Below are 20,055 nucleotides of genomic sequence, written 5' to 3' on the forward strand. Positions count from 1 at the left end.
TGGGGATGGTGAAAGGCTAGCGGAGCATGCGGCGCGCGCCCGGCAAGCTCCTATCCTAGGCACGGGCTTGGCGGGCGCGGTTTGCGACGGCGCGCGAAGGCGCGCCGGAAAGGGAGACGGCGCTTAGGCCAGGTCGGAGATCACCAGCATGGCGATGTTGAAGTAAATCACCAGACCGGTGCCGTCGATGAAGGTGGCGATGAAAGGCGCGGACACCACGGCCGGGTCGATGCGCATCTTCTTCAAGAGCATCGGGATGATGGAGGACACGATGGCGCTCCAGATGGTGATGGCGATCAGCGTCAAGCACACCACCAAGGCCACTTCGTCACCCACCCCCAGCATCCAGGCCCGTATCCAGGCCACCACGCCGATGGCCAGCGCAATCATGAAGGAGGTGGTCACCTCTTTGCGCAGCACGGTGCCGACATTGCGTAGGCTGACTTCGCCCATCGCCATCGCGCGCACCAGGGTGGAGGTGATCTGGGTGCCGCTGTTGCCGCCGGTGCCGATCAGCAGCGGAATGAAGAAGGCCAGCGCGATGGCGGCTTCCAACTGTTCTTCAAACACTTGCAGGATGGTGCTGGTGTAGGCTTCTGCGAAGAACAGCAGCAGCAGCCAGGGCAAGCGCTTTTTCCACAAGCTCCACGGGGAGCTTTCCAGGTACGGCGTTTCCAGCGGCAGGCTGGCGCCCTGGCGTTGAGCGTCGTCGGTGCCTTCGTCGCGGATCAGCGCGGCGATTTCCTTTTCATACAAGGCGCCCAACAGTTTGCCGCCGCTGACCACAGGGGCGAGATCCACGCCCTTGTCTATCAGTTCCGGCACGATGTCGCGGCGTTGCTGATTGGGTTCGACCACAAAGGAGGTGGGGCCCATCAGCGCGGAAACAGGCAGCGTCGGGTCCGTTTCGGTCAGCAGGCGCTTGACCGAGAGCTGGCCGTGCAGGAAGCGGCTGCCGTCGATGACGAAAATCTGGGCGGGAATGTCTTCGTCGCGCAGTTGCTTGAGCATGTGCTCGCGCGCCTCGCTGACTTTCATGTCGCGACTGAGGGTGATCAGCGAATCGCTCATGTAGGAAGCGACGGTTTCTTTCAGATTGACTTCGTTTGCCTGAGCGGTAGGCAGGGTGATGCTTGCAAAAGACATTTTGAGGTATTCCCCGTAAGCTGTTTTATAACCACAAACAGTTGTCACAATGGGGGCGTAAACCAGAAGAGAGAGTGCAGAAAAGCTATCTCCGCGTCTAAGTTTTGGCACTATGCAACGTATCCCGACTGCATGCGGGAAGTCACTTTGGGCTATACCTTAATCCGATAAAGCCTGTCCTAACCTTGGGCGTCTCTCGACGTCGTCAGATCAGTGACCTGTGTTTGCATAGGAGCCTCGCCGAACGAGACACTGCATCTTAGAACCTGTTCAATGTCTGCTGCGCTTCAGCGATACGGCGTTGAAAACGTCTTCAGAATGCTCATGTACCATCTGTACATTCCGCTTCTTCAGCCGTTTTCGCCTTGTCTCGCCCTTGCTCGCGATACTTTGAACAGGCTCTTAGAACCGTTGATCCGTGCCTAGTGACCGCGTTGCGGTTTGGGCGGGATCATATTCACGATTCTGAATGGAAGGCCGGGCGCATGGCCTGGCTTCCGGCGCCGGACTCGACGCCGCTCTACGGCGGTGCGTCGCGCTGGGCGCGGTTTGATAAAACGGTCACCTCCTTCGCTGTGTTTGGGACTGCGGTTTCGGGAGCGCGGGCGGGCGGCGTGCGCCGCCTGCCTGCGCCGTCTTCGTCGCGGCGGTGTCATGGTGCAGTGCAGTAGAGCCGCGACGAATAACAGTTATGAAAGAGGGGGTATCAAGTAGTTCCGTAATTTTTCACACTTTGTGTAATAAAACTCGTTTGCATGAATATTTTCTTTAAACATGCCATACGCCAGCCGCTTTGATGCCGATCACATATGTTTTTCGAATTGGCTGACCAGGCGGCGCAGATCGCTGGCGGTGGTGTGCAGCTTTTGCGCCACTTGAAGCGTGGCGGCGATGCTGTGGCTGTTCTGCTCGGTGAGGGTGCTCATGGTCTCCATGCTCTGAGCCACCTCGGTGGAGGCGGACGACTGCTGCTGCAGCATATTGGCCACGCTGGAGGAGGACTCCGCCACTTTTTCGTTGGCGTTGCGGATTGCTTCCAGACCCTGGGCCGCGGCCTGTATCGTTTCTTCGGCGGTATGGACCTTGTTCACCGCCGCCTTCACTTCCTCCAGCGCTTCCTGCGAGCGTTCGCGCAGAAAGCTCACCGATTGTTCGATCTCCAGCGTGTTGCCGGCGGTGCGTTCCGCCAGCTTGCGTACCTCGTCGGCCACCACGGCGAAGCCGCGGCCTTGCTCGCCGGCGCGCGCCGCTTCTATCGCCGCGTTCAAGGCCAGTAGATTGGTCTGGTTGGCGATGTCCTTGATCACGCCGGTGACGGTGTTGATCGAATCCACCGACTGTTCCAGCTTGATGATGATGTCGCGAGTGCAGGATACCTCGCTGACCACCGCCTGGGCCGCCTGGCGGGTGTCGCTCATCTGCGCCTCGCCCTGGCTGGCCAGTTCGGTGGCCTGGTCGGCGAACTCGGCGCCGGTGCGGGTAGATTGCGAGATCTCGTTGACCGACACCGACAGTTGCTGCAAGGCGGCCGCCACCCGGGTGATGCCTTCCAGCGTGGATTCGCCGCGGGCGTTCAGCGATTCGGCCTCGGCGTGGGTGGCGGTGGCGGCCTCGCTGACATCCTCGGCGCCGGCGACGACGTCGGCGAGAATGGCGCGCAGATGGATGCGCAGGGTTTCCATCTCTTCCAGCACCGCGCGCGGCTCGCGCGCGCCGGCCGGCGGAATCGGCGCGCTGAAGTCGCCCTCGGCCAGCCGCATCAGCGCTCGCCGCGCCGCGTCTATCGGCCGCGCCAGCCTGCGCCCGGCAAGATAGGAGGCGGCCAGCGCCCACGCCGCGGCCAGCGCCAGCAGCGTCAGCCGCAACGGGCCGTCGGCGGCCGCGCCGGCCAGGATCAGCGCCGCGGCGGGCAGTTGCGCGCACAGCAGCAGCCAGGCGGTCGTCGGCGGGGCCGCGTGGCGGGTTTCCGGAAACGCCTGGCGCCGCTCGCGGACGCGGGCGTAAAGCTGCTCCGCCTCGGCGGTTTGCTGCTTGGACGGCGCGCTGCGCACCGACATGTATCCCACCGGCCGGCCGCCCTCGCAGATCGGCGTGACATAGGCCTCCACCCAGTAGAAATGCCCTTGCTTGGTGCGGTTCTTGACCAGCCCCTTCCAGGGGCGGCCCGTCTTGATGGTGCTCCAGAGGTCGTCGAAGGCGGCCTGCGGCATGTCCGGGTGGCGCACGACATTGTGCGGCTGCCCGATCAGTTCTTCTTCGCTGAAGCCGCTGATGTCGATGAAGGCGCGGTTGGCGTAAGTGATCTGGCCTTTCAGATCGGTCTTGGTGACGATGGGGCGGTGGGGCAGCAAGAACACCTCGGTGCCATCCACGGGAAGATTGCTTCGCATTGCCGACCTCCTGCTTGACGTTGCCGGGAAACGACGCCGGCGGCGGATCGGCGCGGCCGTCCGCCGGCGGCGCCGAAGGCGATCATTCAATTTGGGTCAATCCAGGCGAAACCCGTCGTTTGCAATGCTATTTGCTTGATTGGGATGGAATTTCGTCTTGGCGGCCTCCAATGCAGATATAGAACAAAAGCGCGGTCGCATGCGGCAAAGTTTGATGCGCGCTTGATAAAAGCGCGGCGGCAAGGTTTGGAAATTTCCCGGCAAATTCAGCATCTTCCTATTTATTTAGCCGGGCTCGGCTGAGGAGAATAGCGCTCCGACTGGGACAGGAAACAGGACATGGAACCGATAATCTCCAAACCCGGCCCGGCGCCGATGCGGGTTTTGATCGTGGACGATCACGACGTGCAGCGTTGCGCCTTGAGCCAGGCTCTGCGTCAAGTGGGCATCGATCACATCGACGAAGCGTGCGACGGCGTCGACGCGCTTGAGCGGCTCAAGCGCCGCCGCTACGACTTGATGATCAGCGATCTCAATATGCCGGGCATGGACGGCATCCTGCTGCTGCGCCATCTGGCCGGCTTGCAGGCGGTGCCCCCCATCGTGTTCAACAGCTCTATGTCCAAGGACATGCTGATGGGGGCCTACCGCGTGGCCGCGTTTCACAATCTGCCGGTGATCGGCAGCCTGAACACGCCTTTGTCCATGGAGCAGCTATGCAGGTTGTGGCAGGCGGTCGCGCGCCGGCCTGGGTGGAACGAGGCGTCGCCGGGCTTTGGCCGCCAGGACTTGGAGCGCGCGCTGCGGCGCGGCGAGATCCTGCCCTGGTATCAGCCGCAGGCGGACCCCAGGCTGTTGCGGGTGATGGGGATGGAGGCGTTGGCGCGCTGGCGGCATCCGGAGCTGGGCGTGCTGGAGCCTTCGGCTTTTTTGCCCAGCCTGGAACGCTATGGCCTGGACGAGGCCTTGTTCTTCACCATCTTCCACGCCGTGGCGGAGGATTATCGCCGCTGGAGCGAACAGGCGACGCTGTCCGGGCTCAGGGTGTCGATCAACCTGACCGCCAAGCAGTTCTGCAGCCCGGAACTGCCGTCCAGCCTGGCCGCCGCCGCGGAGGAGCAGGGCATGGCGCCGGCCTTGATCACGCTGGAGCTGACGGAAACCCAGCGGCTCAAAAACATCTATCAGGCGCTGGAAAACGTGATGAGGCTGCGCATGGCGGGCTTTCGCGTGTCTTTGGACGATGTGGGCTGTGGCTACAACGGCGTGCAGCACCTGCGCGAGCTGCCGGTGAACACGATCAAGATAGACCGCTCGCTGGTGGCCGGCGCCGCCGGCGACAGCGTAGCGCGGGAGATTCTCGAGTCCACCGTCCAGCTGGCCCAGGACCGCAATATCCAGGTGGTGGCCGAAGGCGTCAGCGAAGAGGCGGACTTGCAATTGATGCTGAAGCTGGGAGTGGATTACGTGCAGGGCTATTTGCTGGGCAAGCCGATGCCGGCCGACGAGGTGCTTGCGTATCTGCGTCGGCGCGGGCAAGGCTGAGAACCTGTTCAAAGTCAGCTGCGCTTCGTCAGGCGTTGCACGGGGAGTATGAGCTCAAAATGCTCATGTGCCACGTGCACATTCCGCTTTTTCGCTGGTTTTCGCCTTGCCTCGCCCTTGCTCGCGTGACTTATGGCAGGTTCTGGGAAAGACTCAGCCCGGCTTGCCGTCGGAGCGCGGTCGCCAGTAACTGGGAAGGAAGGCGCGCCCCCAGGCCGCCAGCGTCAGCAGCCAGCCTATCGCCGCCGCGCCGTACAGCCAGCCGGACCAGACGCCGGGCAGCATCTCGGTGGCCACCCGGGTCAGCGCCAGCCAGTGAGCGGCCAGATAGAGCCGCCACAAGCCGGGGCCGGCCTGCAGCGCTTGGCCGGAATGGCCCAGCGTCACCCGCGACACGAAGGCGATCATCATGGTCAGGAAGAAGCCGACGGTGAGCGCGTGCAAGGCCGCCAGCGCCAGCCGCGGCGACGCCAGCCAGCCGTTGAGCGCGTACAGCCCGAAACCGACGGGCAGCCAGGCGAAAGCCAGGTGCAGCATGCCCAGCAGCCGCACCCGCAATGCCGCCGCCAGTCGCCAGCGCCAGCTGACGTAAGTCAGCAAGACGGCCATCGCCGCGTCCAGCGGCCAACTGGGCAGGCCGAAGCCGTCCAACAGGCCGTGGCCCAGCGAGCCGGCCAGCAGGGCGGCCAGCAGCCAGCCCGGCCGCCACGGCTGGTACTGAGGCAGCGCGTTGGCGGAGAAGAAGGGCAGCATGCGGTGGCTGACGCTCAGAAACACCGGCAGCAGAAAACCCCACAGCGCCAGATTGCGCATCCACAGCCAGGCTTGGCCGTCCTGAAAGATCAGCCAGTAAGCGCCGGCCAGCAGCGCCAGCGCGCCGCAAAACAGCGCGGCCAGCACCGCGCAGGCGTGGCGGCGGTCCGGCTGCGGGCTGGCCAGCAGCAGGCAGGCGAAAGTCAGCGCCAGGCCGCTGAAGCCCAGCGTGTACATAATGTGGCCGGCCAGCGTCCAGGCCAGGCCCAGCCACAGTCCGGTGAGCCACAGCAGCAGGCCGACGACCATCAACGCCGGCACGCCGACGAAGATGAGGCGGCCGGGCGGCTCCACGCCCAGCCAGCGCGGACCGGCAGTGAACAGAAAGCCGGTCATGAACAGCGGGAAGAAGCCGAACAGCATCAGGAAGCCGTGGGCCAGCGAGGAGGGCACGGCCAACGCGGCGTGGACGCCGAGCAGGCGGCTGGCCAGTTCGGCGCTCCAGGCGGCCAGCAGCAGGATGGCGAACAGCATGCCGGGCAGAAAGGCGGCGCGGTGCGGCGCCTGGGCCAGCATCGCCGCGGGGCGGAGGTGTTTCATCGCGGACTCGGGGGTGTGGGCGCCTCAGTATGTCCGCGCCGGGGCCGGCGCGGACATGATTTGGATCAAGGCTTTCCGAGCGCGTCGGCGCGGCTCAGGCGCGCTGCTGCAGCAGCTCCGACACGTCGCGCACCACTTGCACCACTTCCTTGGCGCCGGCGCGGATCTCGGCGATGGAGTCGCGCGCCTGCTCGGACAGCTGCAGGCTGGTGTCGGCCAGGCCGCGCACCTGCTGCATCGAGGTGATGGCGGACTTGGAATCTTCCTGGATGCTGCGCACGATGCCGGAGATCTCGCCGGTGGATTGACTGGTGCGCTCCGCCAGTTTGCGCACCTCATCGGCCACCACGGCAAAGCCGCGGCCCATCTCGCCGGCGCGTGCCGCTTCGATCGCCGCGTTGAGCGCCAGCAGATTGGTCTGGTCGGCGATTTCGCTGATGGTGCTGATGATGGTGCCGATCTGGCCGGAGCTGTCGCCCAGCTTGGTGATGATGACGGAGGAGCTTTCCACGCTGGACGCCACCTTGGTGATTTCGCTGGCGGCCTGTTCCAGCACCGCGCTGCCCTTGACCGACAGCTGCTCGGTGTTGACCGAGACTTCCACCGCCGATTGGGCGTTCTCCGCCTGGGCTTGCAATTGCTGCACCCGGCGGCTGATGTCCTGGGCGAACTTGACCACCCGTACCGGCTTGCCGTTGAGGTCGTAGACCGGATTGTAAGTGGCTTCCAGCCAGATGGTCTGCCCGTTCTTGCTCAGGCGCTTGAACTGGCCCTGGAAAAACTTGCCCTGGCGCAGCTGGCGCCAGAACTCGGCGTAGTCGGCGCTGGCGGCGTAGTCGGCGTCGCAGAGCATGCGGTGATGCTTGCCGCGGATTTCGGCCAGCGTATAGCCGAAGGTGTTGAGGAAGTTTTCGTTGGCGTCCTGGATATTGCCGTCCAGATCAAACTCGATCTGGGCCATGGAGCGGCTGATCGCCAGGCGGATGGCCTGGTCGTTCTGCTCCCGGTGCACTTGTTCCGAGATGTCGGACGCCACCTTGACCACGCCGCAGACCTGGCCGTCGCTGGACAGAACCGGGGTGTAGCTGGCTTCCAGCCAGATCTCCTCGCCGTTTTTCGCATAGCGGTTGAAGCGGCCGTTGACCGGCTCGCCGTGCTTCAGCTTTTGCCAGAACTCGGCGTAGGCGGCGCTGGAAACATGGTTTTTATCGCAGAAGATGCGGTGATGCTTGCCGATGACTTCTTCGCGCCGGTAGCCCATGGTGCGCAGGAAGTTTTCATTGACGTTGGTGACGATGCCGTCGGGGGTGAATTGTATCATCGCCATGGAACGGTCGATGGCGGACAGCATGCCGCGCAGGCCGTCCAGTTGGCCGGTCAGCTCGTTGAGCTGCTCCTTGAGTTTTCCGGAAAAAAAGGGCATGGCTGCCTCCATTGTAATTGCCATCCAGGAGTGCCATTGGAGCACGCCAACCTCATTTCAAACTAATACATTCCACATGATTTAGAAGGGAAATTTATTTTTGAATGAATTGCTTATTGGTGGGCGGCGTTGACCATAGGCACGGATTAACAGTGTATCCAGCTATTGCGTCAATAACATCTCGCCATTGACGAGCTGCTGATTTAAGACAAATGCAAAAGCCGGGCTTATCATGGGTGCGCAACCCACCCGTCCAAACTCAATGGAGCGCGTATGAGCGATTTATCCGCCTTTCCCATCACTCGCAAATGGCCTGCGAAATATCCGGAACGCATCCAGCTGTATTCGCTGACCACGCCCAATGGGGTCAAGGCGTCCATCATGCTGGAAGAAACCGGCCTGCCGTATGAAGCGCACCTGGTCAGCTTCGACAGCAACGATCAGTTGTCGCCGGAATTCCTGTCCTTGAACCCCAATAACAAGATTCCCGCCATTCTCGATCCGGCCGGCCCGAGCGGCAAGCCGCTGGCCTTGTTCGAGTCCGGCGCCATCCTGCTGTATCTGGCGGAGAAGAGCGGCCAATTGCTGCCCGCCGATCCTGCCGCGCGCTACGAAGCCATACAGTGGCTGATGTTCCAGATGGGCGGCATCGGTCCGATGTTCGGCCAGCTGGGGTTTTTCCATAAATTCGCCGGCAAGGACTACGAGGACAAACGCCCGCGCGACCGTTATGTGAACGAGGCGCGCCGCCTGCTGGCGGTGCTGGACCAGCGCTTGAGCGGCCGCCAGTGGGTGATGGGCGACGACTACGGCATCGCCGACATCGCTATCTTCCCCTGGGTGCGCAATCTGATCGGTTTTTACGAGGCCGGCGAGTTGGTGTCGATTGCGGACTTCCCGCAGGTGACGCGGGCCTTGGACGCCTTCCTGGCGCGGCCGGCGGTGCAGCGCGGGCTGACGATTCCGTCGAGATCGTAAACCGCTTGTTCCTGGCGGTTTTGCCCGCGCAAGCAAAAGCCCCCAAACGGGGGCTTTTCATTTGCTTGGAGCCTGTTCACAGTCTTGCGAGCCAGGGCGAGACAAGGCGAAAACCGCTGAGAAAGCGGAATGCACACGTGGTACATGAGCATTTCGAAGCGGTACTCACCGTGTCGCGTTTCACGACGCGCAGCAGACCTTGAACAGCTTCTTAGTCCACCGGGTTGACCTCGCCCGGCTGGCTGGCGCGGGCGCGGATCACCTTGCCGGTGGCGCTGTTGCGCACGCGGATGATCTCGCCCTGGCGGCCGTTGCCCAGCGCCTCGCCGGCGGCGACCACCTCGATGCCGCTGTTGCGCGCCACGATGCGCACTTCCTCGCCGCGCTTGACCAGCAGGCTGGCCTCCAGCGCCTTGAGCCGCAGCGGCTGGCCCTGGCGCAGCGCGGTGCGGTTGCTCAATCCCTCCAGCTTGGTCTTGGCGCCCACCATGTCGGCCGGGTCCAGCACCGGCCGTTCCATCCATTCGATGTCGCCGGCGTCCAGCAGGCTGCGCGCCGGGATGTCGCGCGCCGCCACCGCCACGCGGGCGCTGATATCGGCGCGGACGATGAATTCAGCGTCCCAGCCGGCGGCGTCGCAGCGCGCCTGCAGCCGCATGCGGCTGGGCGCGCGTTCGTCCAGCGCGGCGACGCGCACCGGCTCGGGGCAGGGCGGGGCGTTGAAGCCCCGCGGCGGCAGCGCCTTGACGTTGACGCGGGCGGCTTCCAGGCCGGCTTTTTCCAGTTTTTGCAGCAGCAAGGCGCGTGCGGTTTGCTCCACTGCGGCGGCGGCCGGATAGGGGGCCGCCAACGCCGGGAAGCAGGGCAGGATGAGCAGCGCAGCCAATAGCGGCGCGGTTTGATGCCGATAGGATGTGAAAATTGCCATTACGGATGACTTGGTAATTATCCCGTATACGTGAGGGGGTGCGGTTATTAGTATCGCTTTTCAATCGACCGGCCATTTAATGTGAATTAGATAGCCGATGTTTAAACATGGTAGAGAACCGCATGGGTCTAGGCAATGGGTTTGCACCTTGATAAAGCATTGAGCGTCCACCCTGCTGCCTTGCAGTTGAGGGCGGAGCGCACCCGTATTCTGGCGTCCAACATCGCCAACGAGAACACGCCCGGCTACCAGGCGCGGGACATCGACTTCAAAACGGCTTTGGCCGCTTCGGCGGACGACGCCGCGTTTCCGCTGGATTCGCCGTCCGGCGAATTGCAATACCGGCTGCCCAATCATCCCGCGCGCGACGGCAACACCGTGGAGCTGGGCGTGGAGCAGGCCGAGTTCGCGCAGAACGTTTCCGAATTCCAGACCAGCCTCGCCTTTCTGAACATGAAGTTCCGCGGGCTGGCCAAAGTGATAGCAGGTCAGTAAGCCATGTCCTTCCGCGATATTTCCCGCATTGCCGGCTCCGCCATGACGGCGCAGACGGTGCGTCTCAACACCGTGGCCAGCAATCTGGCCAACGCCGACACCGCCGCCGGCAGCGAGCAGGCGGCCTACCGCTCCCGCAAGCCGGTGTTCGCCACCCAGTACCGGGGCGGCGACGGTTTCGACGGCTGGCGCGGCGCCAGCGTGGGCGTGCTGGACGTGGTGCAGAACCAGGAGCCGGTGCGCAAGGCGCACGAGCCGGGCAATCCGCTGGCCGACGCTGACGGCAATGTTTTCTATTCCAATGTGAACGCGGTGGAGGAGATGACCGACATGCTGTCGGCCTCTCGCGCGTTCCAGACCAATGTGGAAGTGCTGGCCCGGGTCAAGGGCATGCAGCAGGACCTGCTGAAACTGGGAGACAACGCATGAGCGTGAACGCCGCGCAGAACGGGCAGCAAAGCCAGTCCGCCGCCTCCAACGGCGCCAACCCGGCCGTGGCGCCGGCCGCCGGGCAAAGCACAGGCATGGACGATATGTTCATGAAGTTGTTGCTGGCCCAGATCCAGAACCAGAACCCGCTGGACCCCACCGACGCCTCGCAGTTCGTCAGCCAGCTGGCGCAGATGAGCCAGATGAAGAGCTCCGCCGACATGCTCAAGCAATTGCAGGGCAACGCGCTGATGCTGCGCGAACTGCAGGGCGTGTCGCTGGGCTCGCAAGTGGGGAGGCAGGTGCTGGTGCAGGCCGATCAGGCGCACCTGAGCGGCAAGGACCCCTTGTCCGGCCGCGTCACCCTGTCCGGCGAAGAGCAGCAGGTGTCCCTGGTGCTGACCGACTCCGGCGGCCAGCAGACCGTGATCGATCTGGGCAAGCGCCCGGCCGGCGAATTCGACTTCAACGTGGACCCGAGCAAGCACGGGCTGGTGGAAGGCGATTACAAGCTGGAAGTGCGCACCGCGTCCAAGTCCAAGGCCGGGCTGGAGATGCTGGCCACCGTGTCCGGCGTGCGTCTGCCCATCAACGGCGGCGAGCCCACGCTGACGCTGGCCGGACTGGGCGAATTCCCCGCTTCCGCCATTACTCGCCTGCTGGGCAAGACCCAGGCCTGAAGCGCCGATTCAAGATACCTACGAACTTTGGAGCGACCATGAGTTTCGACATTGCTTTGTCCGGCATTAACGCCGTCAACAACCAACTGGGCAATATCAGTAACAACATCGCCAACACCGGCACCTACGGCTTCAAGTCCAGCCGTACCAGCTTCTCCGCCGCCTACGCCGGCGCGCAGCCGATGGGGGTGGAAGTGGTCGGCCACAGTCAGAACATGGCGCGCAACGGCAATACCGTGCGCACCGGCCGTCCGCTGGACGCCGCCATCGACGGCCGCGGCTTCTTCGTCAGCCGCGACCTGAACGGCGGCATGGCCTATTCACGCGTCGGCATTTTCAACGCCGACAAGGACGGCTACCTGATTGACGGCTTCAACCGTCGCGTGCAGGGTTACGGCAAGGCCGACGGCAACGCGCTGGGCGCCTTCGGCGACATCAAGATCCCCAACGGCAACATCCCGGCCAAGGCCAGCGACAAGCTGCAATACGTCGGCAATATGTCGGCGGGCTGGAGCGTGCAGACCGTGCCGTTCGACAAGGCGCAGAACACCTTCAACAGCTCGGCGGTGTCCACGGTTTACGATTCCCTGGGCAATAAGCTCAACCTGACCCAGTACTTCTGCAAGACCGGTCCCAGCACCGTCACCGTGCACTACACGCTGGACGGCGTCGACCTGCCCACCACCGCCACCCTGAATTTCGACACCGACGGCAAGCTGACCAGCCCTACCGCGCCGGTGGCGCTGAACCTGGGCACCCCCGCCGGCGCGTCCCCGCTGGCGGTGAAGCTGGACTACACCGGCACCACTCAGTTCGCAGGCGAAAGCAGCCAGACCCTGAACGCCAGCAACGGCTATCCGTCCGGCTCGATGACCGGCACCAGCCTGAACGACAACGGCGACGTGGTGGCGGCCTACAGCAACGGCCAGAAGCAGGTGGTGGGCACGCTGGCCATCGCCAACTTCCCCAACGAAGCCGCGCTGCAAGCCACTTCGCAGACCAGCTGGGTGGAAACTGCCGGCTCCGGCACCGCGGTGTACTCGCGCCCGGGCGCCGGCCTGTCCGGCAATCTGCTGGCCTTCACCCTGGAACAGTCCAATGTGGACATGACCTCCGAACTGGTGGACCTGATGACCGCGCAGCGCAACTACCAGGCCAACACCAAGGTGATTTCCACCGAGAACCAGACCATCCAGGCGTTGATGCAGGCGGTCTAAGGCGGGGCAAGGATAAATGGACGCACTGATCTACACCGCGATGAGCGGCGCCGACCGCATGCTCAAGGCGCAGCAGATTCACGCCAACAACATCGCCAACGCCGAAACCGGCGGCTTCCGCGCCGACATCGGCGTCAGCACCAGCCAGACCGTGCCCGGCTACGGCTACGATGCGCGCCACCTGAGCCAGAACGGCGCCAACGCGGTGGACATGCGCAGCGGCGCGGTGGTGGAGACCGGCCGCGAACTGGACGTGGCGGTGAAGGGCGAGGGCTTTTTCGCCGTGCAGGGGCCGGACGGCAACGAGGCCTACACCCGCGCCGGCGCCATGGTGGCGGACATGGACGGCAAGCTGAGCGTCAACGGCCATCCGGTGTTGGGCGACGGCGGCCAGATCACCTTGCCGGCGGACTACGTCAAGCTGCACATCGGCAGCGACGGCGTGATCTCGGTGCTGGCCGCCGGCGAAAGCGAAATGCAGCCCATCGACAAGCTCAAGCTGGTCAAGCCGCTGTCGCAGGACATCGCCAAGGACCCCAACGGCCTGGTGATCAGCCGCCAGGGCGGGGTGTTGGCCGTCGACGACACCGTCAAGGTGCAGGGCGAGCACCTGGAGCGCAGCAATGTGTCGGCGGTGGAGGAGATGGTGGCCACCATGACGCTGAATCGCAATTTTGAAATGCAGATGCGCTTGTTCAACTCCGCCAGCGACATGGTGGAGGCGGGCAACCGCCTGGTGCGCGCCTGATCCGGCCTTCCAATAACAGCGCCGCGGCCAAGGCCGACGGCGCAAACCATCGGGGAATCGAAACATGAATCCAGCAATGTGGGTGAGCAAGACTGGCATCCAGGCGCAGGACGCGCGTCTGACCGCCATCGCCAACAACCTCGCCAACGTCAACACCGTCGGCTTCAAGCGCGACCGCATGGTGTTCGAAGACCTGTTCTACCAAGTGGACCGCCAGCCAGGCGGCAAGACCGATCAGGACAATACCGCGCCGCTGGGCGTGCAGCTGGGCAACGGCACCCGTCTGGTGGGCACCCAGAAAGTGTTCACCTCGGGCACGCTGACCACCACCAATCAATCGCTGGATCTGGCCATCGTCGGCCAGGGCTTTCTGCAAGTGAAGATGAGCAACGGCGAAACCGGCTATACCCGCGCCGGCCAGCTGCAGCGCAACGATCAGGGTGTCATCACCACCCCGCAGGGCCTGCCGCTGGAGCCGGCGATCACCATCCCGGGCGACGCTTCCTCGGTCACCATCAGCGAAACCGGCACCGTCAGCTACACCCGCGGCAGCGGCAGCACGCTGGAAACCGCCGGCCAGATCGAACTGGCCAGCTTCGTCAACCCGGCCGGCCTGCTGGCGCTGGGCGACAACCTGTTCCAGAAGACCGCCGCCAGCGGCGAAGCCACCGTCGACGCGCCGGGCTCCGGCTCGCTGGGCAAGCTCAAGCAGGGCTCGCTGGAGGGCTCCAACGTCCAGGTGGTGGAGGAAATGGTGGACATGATCGCCGCGCAGCGCACCTATGAGATGAACACCAAGGTGCTGAGCGCCGCCGACAATATGATGCAGTACCTGGCGCAGTCGGCCCGATGAAGCTGCTGGCCCTGAGCGCGCTGGCGCTGCTGCTGGCCGGCTGCGCGCAGCCGATTCCGCCGCAGACCACGCAGGAATTCGCCTTGCCGGAATTGCTGCAGCAGCCGCAGCGCGGCAAGGGCGGCGGCGTGTTCACCGTCGCCGGCGCGCAATCGCTGACTTCGGACAGCCGCGCCTTCCGTCCCGGCGACGTGCTGACCGTGGTGCTGGAAGAAACCACTCAGGCCAGCAAGAAGGCCGGCACCAGCTTCGGCAAGAAATCCGGCGCCAACATCGCGCCGTCCTTGTTGGGCAACACCACCTTCCGCGCCCAAGTGGGCGTGGACGCCGGCCGCGACTTCAACGGCTCTTCCACCTCCACCCAGCAGAACATGCTGTCCGGCGCGCTGACCGTGGTGGTGCACAAGGTGCTGGGCAACGGCCTGCTGGAAGTGAAGGGCGAAAAACAGCTGGTGCTGAACCAGGGCGAGGAATTCCTGCGCCTGGCCGGCTATGTGCGGGTGGAAGACATCGACACCGACAACCGCGTGTCCTCGCTGCGCATCGCCAACGCCCGCATCGGCTACTCCGGCCGCGGGGCCTTGTCGGACGCCAACGAACCCGGCTGGCTGATGAAGTTCTTCGCCAGCCCGCTGATGCCGTTCTGAGCGGCGGAGCGGCGGGGAGTCCGGGCGGGACAACAGGCGGGCGCTGATGGGCGTCCGCCGTTCGCGTATGCGGCCCTTGGGGCGAGCATGCGCAATCACAGAATCATTCAGGGCGGATCATGCACGGTTTTATCAAGCAAATAACGGGATGGACGCTGCTGCTGGCGGCGACGCTGGCGACGGCGCAGCCCTTGCGCAATCTGGTGACGGTGGAGGGCATCCGCGAAAACCAGTTGATCGGCTACGGCATCGTGGTGGGCCTGGACGGCACCGGCGACAACTCCCAGGTGAAATTCTCCGGCCAGTCGGTGGCCAATATGCTCAAGCAGTTCGGCCTGAAAATGCCGGAACGCACCGACACCAAGGTCAAGAACGTGGCGGCGGTGATGGTCAGCGCCAGCCTGCCGCCGGGCTATGGCCGCGGCCAGACCATAGACGTGACCGTGTCCTCGCTGGGCGACGCCAAGAGCTTGCGCGGCGGCACCTTGCTGCTGACCCAGCTGAAGGCGGCCAACGGCGAAATCTACGCGCTGGCTCAGGGCAATGTGGTGGTGGGCGGCGTTTCCGCCCAGGGCAAGAGCGGCTCCAGCGTCACCGTCAACACGCCCACCTCCGGCCGCGTGCCCAACGGCGCGTCGATCGAACGCGAAATCCCCAGCGACTTCGAAGAGGGCGACAGCGTGCGTCTCAGCCTGCGCCGGCCCAATTTCGAAACCGCCACCAATATCGTCAAGGCCATCAACGCCAGCTTCGGCCGCGTGGCCAGCACCCGCAACGCCACCACCATCCAGGTGCGCGCGCCGCTGGACCCCACCGAGCGCGTCGCCTTCGTCGCGCGGCTGGAGCGGGTCAACGTCGGCGTGGGCAGCGAAGTGCCGCGCGTGGTGTTCAACTCGCGCACCGGCACCGTGGTGATCAGCCAGGGCGTCACCGTGCGCCCGGCGGCGGTGTCGCACGGCAGCCTGCGGGTAGTCATCTCTGAAAATCCCAGCGTCAGCCAGCCCGGGCCGTTCAGCAACGGCCAGACCACCACGGTGCCCAACTCCACCGTCAACGTGGACCAGGGCTCCGGCCGCATGTTCCAGTGGCCGGCCGGCGCCAGCCTGCGCGCCATCATCGACACCGTGAACAGCACCGGCGCCACGCCGGACGACATCATGGCGATACTGCAGGCGCTGGATCAGGCCGGCGCGATCGACGGCGAACTGGTGGTGATCTGATGGAAAGCCAAAACATACACGCCGCGCTGGCGATGCCGGCCGACGCCAAGGACGAGCCGGCGGTGCAGCCGGCCTCGCCGGAATACCGCCGCAAGGCCGGCGCCGCGGCGGAGCAGTTCGAAGCCCAGTTCGTTCGCGAGATGTTCAAGCAAATCCGCAAGACCACGCGCGAAATCGCCGGCGAAGACAGCATTTTCGCCAACTCCATCAACGGCGACATGCTGGATTTCGCCGACGGCGCGGTGGCGGACCAACTGGCCAAGCAGCGGGTGTTCGGCGTGGCCAACGCCATCCTGCGGCAGCTGTTGCCGGAACAGGATGGCAATATTCACCTTAAGAGCGGCGGCGCGCCGGTCGCAAGCGATAAACAGAACCCCGGCCCGCTGCCGGACGCGCAGGGCCTGGCCGCTTTCGCGCCGCCGCTGCTGCCGCTGAATAAAAGGTAAGAACCGCCATGCGCATGATAGACAACGCGCTGACCGGCGCCGTCGCCTCCCAGGCCGCGCTGAACGCCGTCAGCCAAAACATCGCCAACCAGATGACCCCCGGCTATTCGCGCCAGGGCGTGGTCTTGGCCGCGCTGATGCCCGGCAGCGGCGACCCGTACAGTTCCGGCTCCGGCGTGGTGGTCAACGCGGTGCGCCGTTTCAACGACGACTTCAAAAACTTGCAGCTGTGGCAGGCGGCGTCCAGCCAGGGCGAACTGGTGGCGCAGAATCCCTACTTCGGCCAACTGGAGCAGGTGATGGGGCGCGACGGCAGCAGCCTGTCCGCCGGTTTCGACCAGTTCTTCCAGGCGCTCAGCGCCGCCAGCCTGTCCGGCGACGCGATGCGCGACCCGGTGATCCGCAGCGCCGAAGCGCTGGCGCAGCGCTTCAACAATCTGGACAAGGTGTTCGGCTCCCAGCTGGCCTCCATTGCCGAGCAGCGCTCCGCCACCGTCACCCAGATCAACAGCTCGGTGTCCAATATCGCCGACCTCAACGCCAAGATCTCGGCCGGCAAGGCCATCGGCACCAATACCTCCGGCCTGGAAGACGAGCGCGACCGTCAGATCGATTCGCTGTCCGCCCTGGTGGAGGTGCGCGTGGTGTCGCAGCCGGACGGCAGCAAGAACGTCAGCCTCAAGACCGGCCTGCCGCTGGTGGCGGACACCCAGGCGGCCACGCTGAGCAATACCAGCCAGCCGGACGGCAGCCAGGTGCTGACGCTGAACTTCTCCAAGGACAAATACACCCTGGCCGGCGACGGTCTGGGCGGCCAGCTGGGCGGGCTCAATCAATACGAAATCCAGACCGTGCGCCCGATGCGCGCGCAGGTGAAAACCCTGGCCAGCGAAATGGCGAAGCGCGTCAACGATCAATTGGCGCTGGGCTACGACAGCAACGGCCAGCCGGGCAAGCCGCTATTCGTCTACGACGCCTCCGGCGTCAACGGCATCCTGAAAACCAGCGGCATCACCTCGGCCGAGCTGGGCTTCTCCGGCGATCCGGCTAAGCCCGGCGACAATAGCAATCTGCTGGCGGTGATCGGCCTGCAGCAGCAGAAAATCACCATGCCCGGCGTCGGTGCCGTCACCATAGGCGACGCCTACTCGCAAATGGTGGGCAAGCTGGCGGTCAGCAGCAAGCAGAACAAATCCGGTTTGGAAAGCGCCAAGGTGATTCGCGCCGAAGCGGAAAAGAGCTGGCACAATACAAGCGGTGTCAATCGCGACGAAGAAGCGATGGACCTGCTGGAGTTCCAGAAAATGTACCAGGCCAATATGAAGGTGATCAGCGTGGCGAACCAGCTGTTCGAAAGCACCTTGTCCATCTTGTAAGGAAGACAGCATGCGAGTTTCCAGCAATCAATACCTGTCCACCATGCAATTGGCGATGCAGACCAGCAACACCGCGCTGGCCGAGTTGCTGCAGCGCATGTCCAGCGGCGATCGGCTGCTGGCGCCGTCGGACGACCCCATCGCCAGCGTGCGCCTGCTGCGCCTGCAGCGCGAAGAGGCCGCGCTGGACCAGTACCAGCAAAACATCGGCGCGCTCAGCTCCACGCTGTCCAAGAACGAGTCCATCCTCGACAGCATCAGCCTGGACATTCGCGACGCCAAGGATCTGCTGACCGCGGCCGCCAACAACCCGCCGGTGGACGATCTCAAGGCGATGGCGACGCCGCTGCGCAGCCTGCGCGAAAGTCTGTTCTACTCGGCCAACACCAAGGACGCCGAAGGCCGTTACATGTTCTCCGGCTCCAAGCCGGCGGTGGCCGCCCTCGCTTACGACGCCGCGCAGCCGGCGGGCAGCCGCTACAGCTTCACCGGCAATACCGACAAGCAGCAAGTGGTGGTGGGCGACGGCATCACCCAGGCCTCCAACGTTACCTTGGAAAACATGGCCGACATCCTCAACCAGCTGGACAAAACCATAGGCCGGCTGGAAGACCCGGCGCTGGACAACAAGGATCCGACCGTCGCCGCCGACATCCGCAGCGCGATGAACGCCAGCGACAAGGCGCTGGAAGGCATCTCCAGCAAGATCGCCCAACTGGGCGGCACGCAGAACATCATGAAAACGCTGACCCTCAATCACGACAACGTCAGCCTTTCCAATAAGCAGACCATGACCAAGCTGGGCAGCCTGGACTACGCCGACGCCTTCATTCAGATGAACGGCTACACCATGGCGTTGCAAGCCAGCCAAAAAGCCTATGGCCGCGTCAGTCAGCTGTCCCTGTTCGACGTGATTTGATCGAGTCCGGCATGAACTCTCCGATTTCCTCCGTTAACGTCAAACAAAGCGGCAAGCGCTGGGGCAAGGACGCCGGCGCGGTCGCCGCGGCCAGCGTGATCGAACGCGCCCCGGCGCCGCAGGCGCAACCGGCCGCGCAAGTGCGCGGCGCGCCGGCTTCGGGCTGGCGCTACAGCGCCCAGCTCAATGAGCAGCTGACCTCCGCGCAGCAGGCCTTGTCCTTCGTCGACGGCCTGATCGACCAGCTGGAAAGCGTCAAGTCAGGCCTCAGCCGCGAACTGACCCAGCGCCAGCTGAACCAGGGCGATATGCAGCGCCAGCTGGAGCAGTTCAATGAACAATGGCGCAAGCGCCAGACCGCCAGCGGCGGCAGCCTGGACGGGCAGCTGCGCTTCCATCTGGCTGCCGACGCGCGCCAGGGTTTCACTGTCAAAGGTTTGGATCTGGCGGCCTTGTCCGGCGGCCAGGCGGAAACCCTGGTGTTCTCCACCGGAGAGTCCGGCGCGGCGCCGGCTTCGGTGCAAGTGGGCGGGGCGACCGGAGAAGAGGACATCCTGCGGCGCTTCAATCGCGGCCTGGCCGCCGGCGGCGTGCGCGCCGAAATCAACGAGGACGGACAGCTGGCGTTCAGCGTGCCGGAGTCGCAATGGGGCGCGCTCAATGAGCGCATGACCGTGCGCGGCGGCGGCATTCGTTTTCCCGGCGGCATCCCGCAGCGGCTCAAGCTGCAGCCCGAGGCTGAAGCTTTTCAGCCGGAACGCTGGAAAGTGGGCGACCACGCCCAGGTGCGTCAGGCGCTGCAGAGCGTGGTGCGTTCCATCGGCCAGCTGCAGCATACCCGCGCGGCGATCAATAGCGCGATTGCCGAGGCCCAGCATTCCATCGAACAGCTGTCGCATATGAATGAACAGAGTTGGGCCAGCCAGTTCGTTTCCGACTTCAATGCGCGGCTGAATCAGCCGGACGGCTATCGCAACTTCTATGAGCTGGTGCCGGCTCTGATAGGCGTCAGCCGCTATCGGGTGGTGTCGCTATTGTCTTTGGGCTGATCGCGCTCTTATATAGGTATTGAATCGAACGGGTCGAAGCCAAGCTTCGACCCGTTTTTCATGCTCTGGCGGGGAGTAGGGCGGGGGTTGATTAATATCCTTTATGGATATCCGCTGCCGCATCAAGGGTTTGCCCGGCATGGCTCGCTTTTGTTGAGGTTTTTGTCGCAAAAGGTGTTGACGGGTGTGGGGTCGTGACGTATAGTTCGCCTT

19 protein-coding genes and 1 riboswitch are annotated in these 20,055 nt (G+C 64.2%); of the genes, 14 read left to right on the forward strand and 5 right to left on the reverse strand.

The window, feature by feature from the left end:
* Window positions 1-123: 123 nt before the first annotated feature.
* Complete coding sequence (locus tag JW897_RS23095) at window positions 124-1,146, reverse strand: magnesium transporter (protein ID WP_205467803.1); 1,023 nt, start codon at window positions 1,144-1,146, stop codon at window positions 124-126.
* An 82-nt stretch (window positions 1,147-1,228) separates the two neighbouring features.
* Window positions 1,229-1,402: riboswitch (M-box (ykoK) riboswitch) on the reverse strand.
* A gap of 547 nt (window positions 1,403-1,949) precedes the next feature.
* Window positions 1,950-3,536, reverse strand: coding sequence for a methyl-accepting chemotaxis protein (locus tag JW897_RS23100; RefSeq protein WP_048415883.1), 1,587 nt, complete (start codon window positions 3,534-3,536; stop codon window positions 1,950-1,952).
* A 339-nt stretch (window positions 3,537-3,875) separates the two neighbouring features.
* Here JW897_RS23100 and JW897_RS23105 point away from each other — a divergent pair, with 339 nt between their 5' ends.
* A complete protein-coding gene (locus JW897_RS23105) occupies window positions 3,876-5,081 on the forward strand; it encodes an EAL domain-containing response regulator (protein ID WP_048415884.1) in 1,206 nt (401 codons plus the stop codon).
* A gap of 153 nt (window positions 5,082-5,234) precedes the next feature.
* Here JW897_RS23105 and JW897_RS23110 read toward each other — a convergent pair whose 3' ends face one another.
* Entirely contained in the window at window positions 5,235-6,434 is a 1,200-nt protein-coding gene (locus tag JW897_RS23110) for an NnrS family protein (protein WP_205467804.1), read from the reverse strand.
* A 94-nt stretch (window positions 6,435-6,528) separates the two neighbouring features.
* Window positions 6,529-7,857 (reverse strand): methyl-accepting chemotaxis protein, encoded by a 1,329-nt coding sequence (locus JW897_RS23115; RefSeq protein ID WP_205467805.1) that lies wholly within the window; start codon window positions 7,855-7,857, stop codon window positions 6,529-6,531.
* Between the two features lie 273 nt (window positions 7,858-8,130).
* Here JW897_RS23115 and JW897_RS23120 point away from each other — a divergent pair, with 273 nt between their 5' ends.
* Window positions 8,131-8,835 carry a glutathione S-transferase N-terminal domain-containing protein gene (locus JW897_RS23120; RefSeq protein WP_205467806.1) on the forward strand — a complete coding sequence of 235 codons (705 nt, stop codon included), beginning with the start codon at window positions 8,131-8,133 and terminating at the stop codon, window positions 8,833-8,835.
* Window positions 8,836-9,046: 211 nt separating this feature from the next.
* On the opposite strand, the gene flgA is transcribed toward JW897_RS23120, so the two are convergent.
* Entirely contained in the window at window positions 9,047-9,763 is a 717-nt protein-coding gene (flgA, locus tag JW897_RS23125; RefSeq protein ID WP_205467807.1) for a flagellar basal body P-ring formation chaperone FlgA, read from the reverse strand.
* A gap of 135 nt (window positions 9,764-9,898) precedes the next feature.
* On the opposite strand from flgA, the gene flgB reads away from it, so the two are divergent.
* The 12 genes from flgB to JW897_RS23185 all read left to right on the forward strand — a co-directional run bounded on the left by flgB (window position 9,899) and on the right by JW897_RS23185 (window position 19,842).
* On the forward strand, window positions 9,899-10,258 hold the full coding sequence (gene flgB / locus JW897_RS23130; protein ID WP_039755772.1) for a flagellar basal body rod protein FlgB: 360 nt from the start codon (window positions 9,899-9,901) through the stop codon (window positions 10,256-10,258).
* Between the two features lie 3 nt (window positions 10,259-10,261).
* Window positions 10,262-10,687 (forward strand): flagellar basal body rod protein FlgC, encoded by a 426-nt coding sequence (gene flgC, locus JW897_RS23135; protein ID WP_019102950.1) that lies wholly within the window; start codon window positions 10,262-10,264, stop codon window positions 10,685-10,687.
* Window positions 10,684-11,367 (forward strand): flagellar hook capping FlgD N-terminal domain-containing protein, encoded by a 684-nt coding sequence (locus JW897_RS23140; RefSeq protein WP_048415607.1) that lies wholly within the window; start codon window positions 10,684-10,686, stop codon window positions 11,365-11,367. The genes flgC and JW897_RS23140 overlap by 4 nt, the downstream gene beginning before the upstream one ends.
* A gap of 38 nt (window positions 11,368-11,405) precedes the next feature.
* On the forward strand, window positions 11,406-12,584 hold the full coding sequence (locus JW897_RS23145; protein WP_205467808.1) for a flagellar hook protein FlgE: 1,179 nt from the start codon (window positions 11,406-11,408) through the stop codon (window positions 12,582-12,584).
* Window positions 12,585-12,600: 16 nt separating this feature from the next.
* Entirely contained in the window at window positions 12,601-13,332 is a 732-nt protein-coding gene (locus JW897_RS23150) for a flagellar basal body rod protein FlgF (RefSeq protein WP_205467809.1), read from the forward strand.
* Window positions 13,333-13,396: 64 nt separating this feature from the next.
* Complete coding sequence (flgG, locus tag JW897_RS23155; RefSeq protein WP_205467810.1) at window positions 13,397-14,185, forward strand: flagellar basal-body rod protein FlgG; 789 nt, start codon at window positions 13,397-13,399, stop codon at window positions 14,183-14,185.
* On the forward strand, window positions 14,182-14,832 hold the full coding sequence (gene flgH / locus JW897_RS23160) for a flagellar basal body L-ring protein FlgH (protein ID WP_048415603.1): 651 nt from the start codon (window positions 14,182-14,184) through the stop codon (window positions 14,830-14,832). Before flgG ends, flgH begins: the two co-directional genes overlap by 4 nt.
* A 119-nt stretch (window positions 14,833-14,951) precedes the next feature.
* Window positions 14,952-16,052, forward strand: a complete 1,101-nt coding sequence (locus JW897_RS23165; RefSeq protein WP_019102956.1) for a flagellar basal body P-ring protein FlgI — start codon at window positions 14,952-14,954, stop codon at window positions 16,050-16,052.
* Window positions 16,052-16,498: a flagellar biosynthesis protein FlgJ gene (locus JW897_RS23170; RefSeq protein WP_205467811.1), complete on the forward strand. Its 447-nt coding sequence runs from the start codon at window positions 16,052-16,054 to the stop codon at window positions 16,496-16,498. The genes JW897_RS23165 and JW897_RS23170 overlap by 1 nt, the downstream gene beginning before the upstream one ends.
* Before the next feature lie 8 nt (window positions 16,499-16,506).
* Window positions 16,507-17,874, forward strand: a complete 1,368-nt coding sequence (gene flgK, locus JW897_RS23175; protein ID WP_205467812.1) for a flagellar hook-associated protein FlgK — start codon at window positions 16,507-16,509, stop codon at window positions 17,872-17,874.
* 10 nt (window positions 17,875-17,884) lie between these two features.
* Complete coding sequence (gene flgL / locus JW897_RS23180) at window positions 17,885-18,793, forward strand: flagellar hook-associated protein FlgL (RefSeq protein ID WP_205467813.1); 909 nt, start codon at window positions 17,885-17,887, stop codon at window positions 18,791-18,793.
* 11 nt (window positions 18,794-18,804) lie between these two features.
* A complete protein-coding gene (locus tag JW897_RS23185; protein ID WP_048415599.1) occupies window positions 18,805-19,842 on the forward strand; it encodes a hypothetical protein in 1,038 nt (345 codons plus the stop codon).
* Window positions 19,843-20,055 lie beyond the last annotated feature (213 nt).

This window comes from Chromobacterium alkanivorans (assembly GCF_016937655.1).
In the GTDB taxonomy this organism is placed as follows: domain Bacteria; phylum Pseudomonadota; class Gammaproteobacteria; order Burkholderiales; family Chromobacteriaceae; genus Chromobacterium; species Chromobacterium alkanivorans.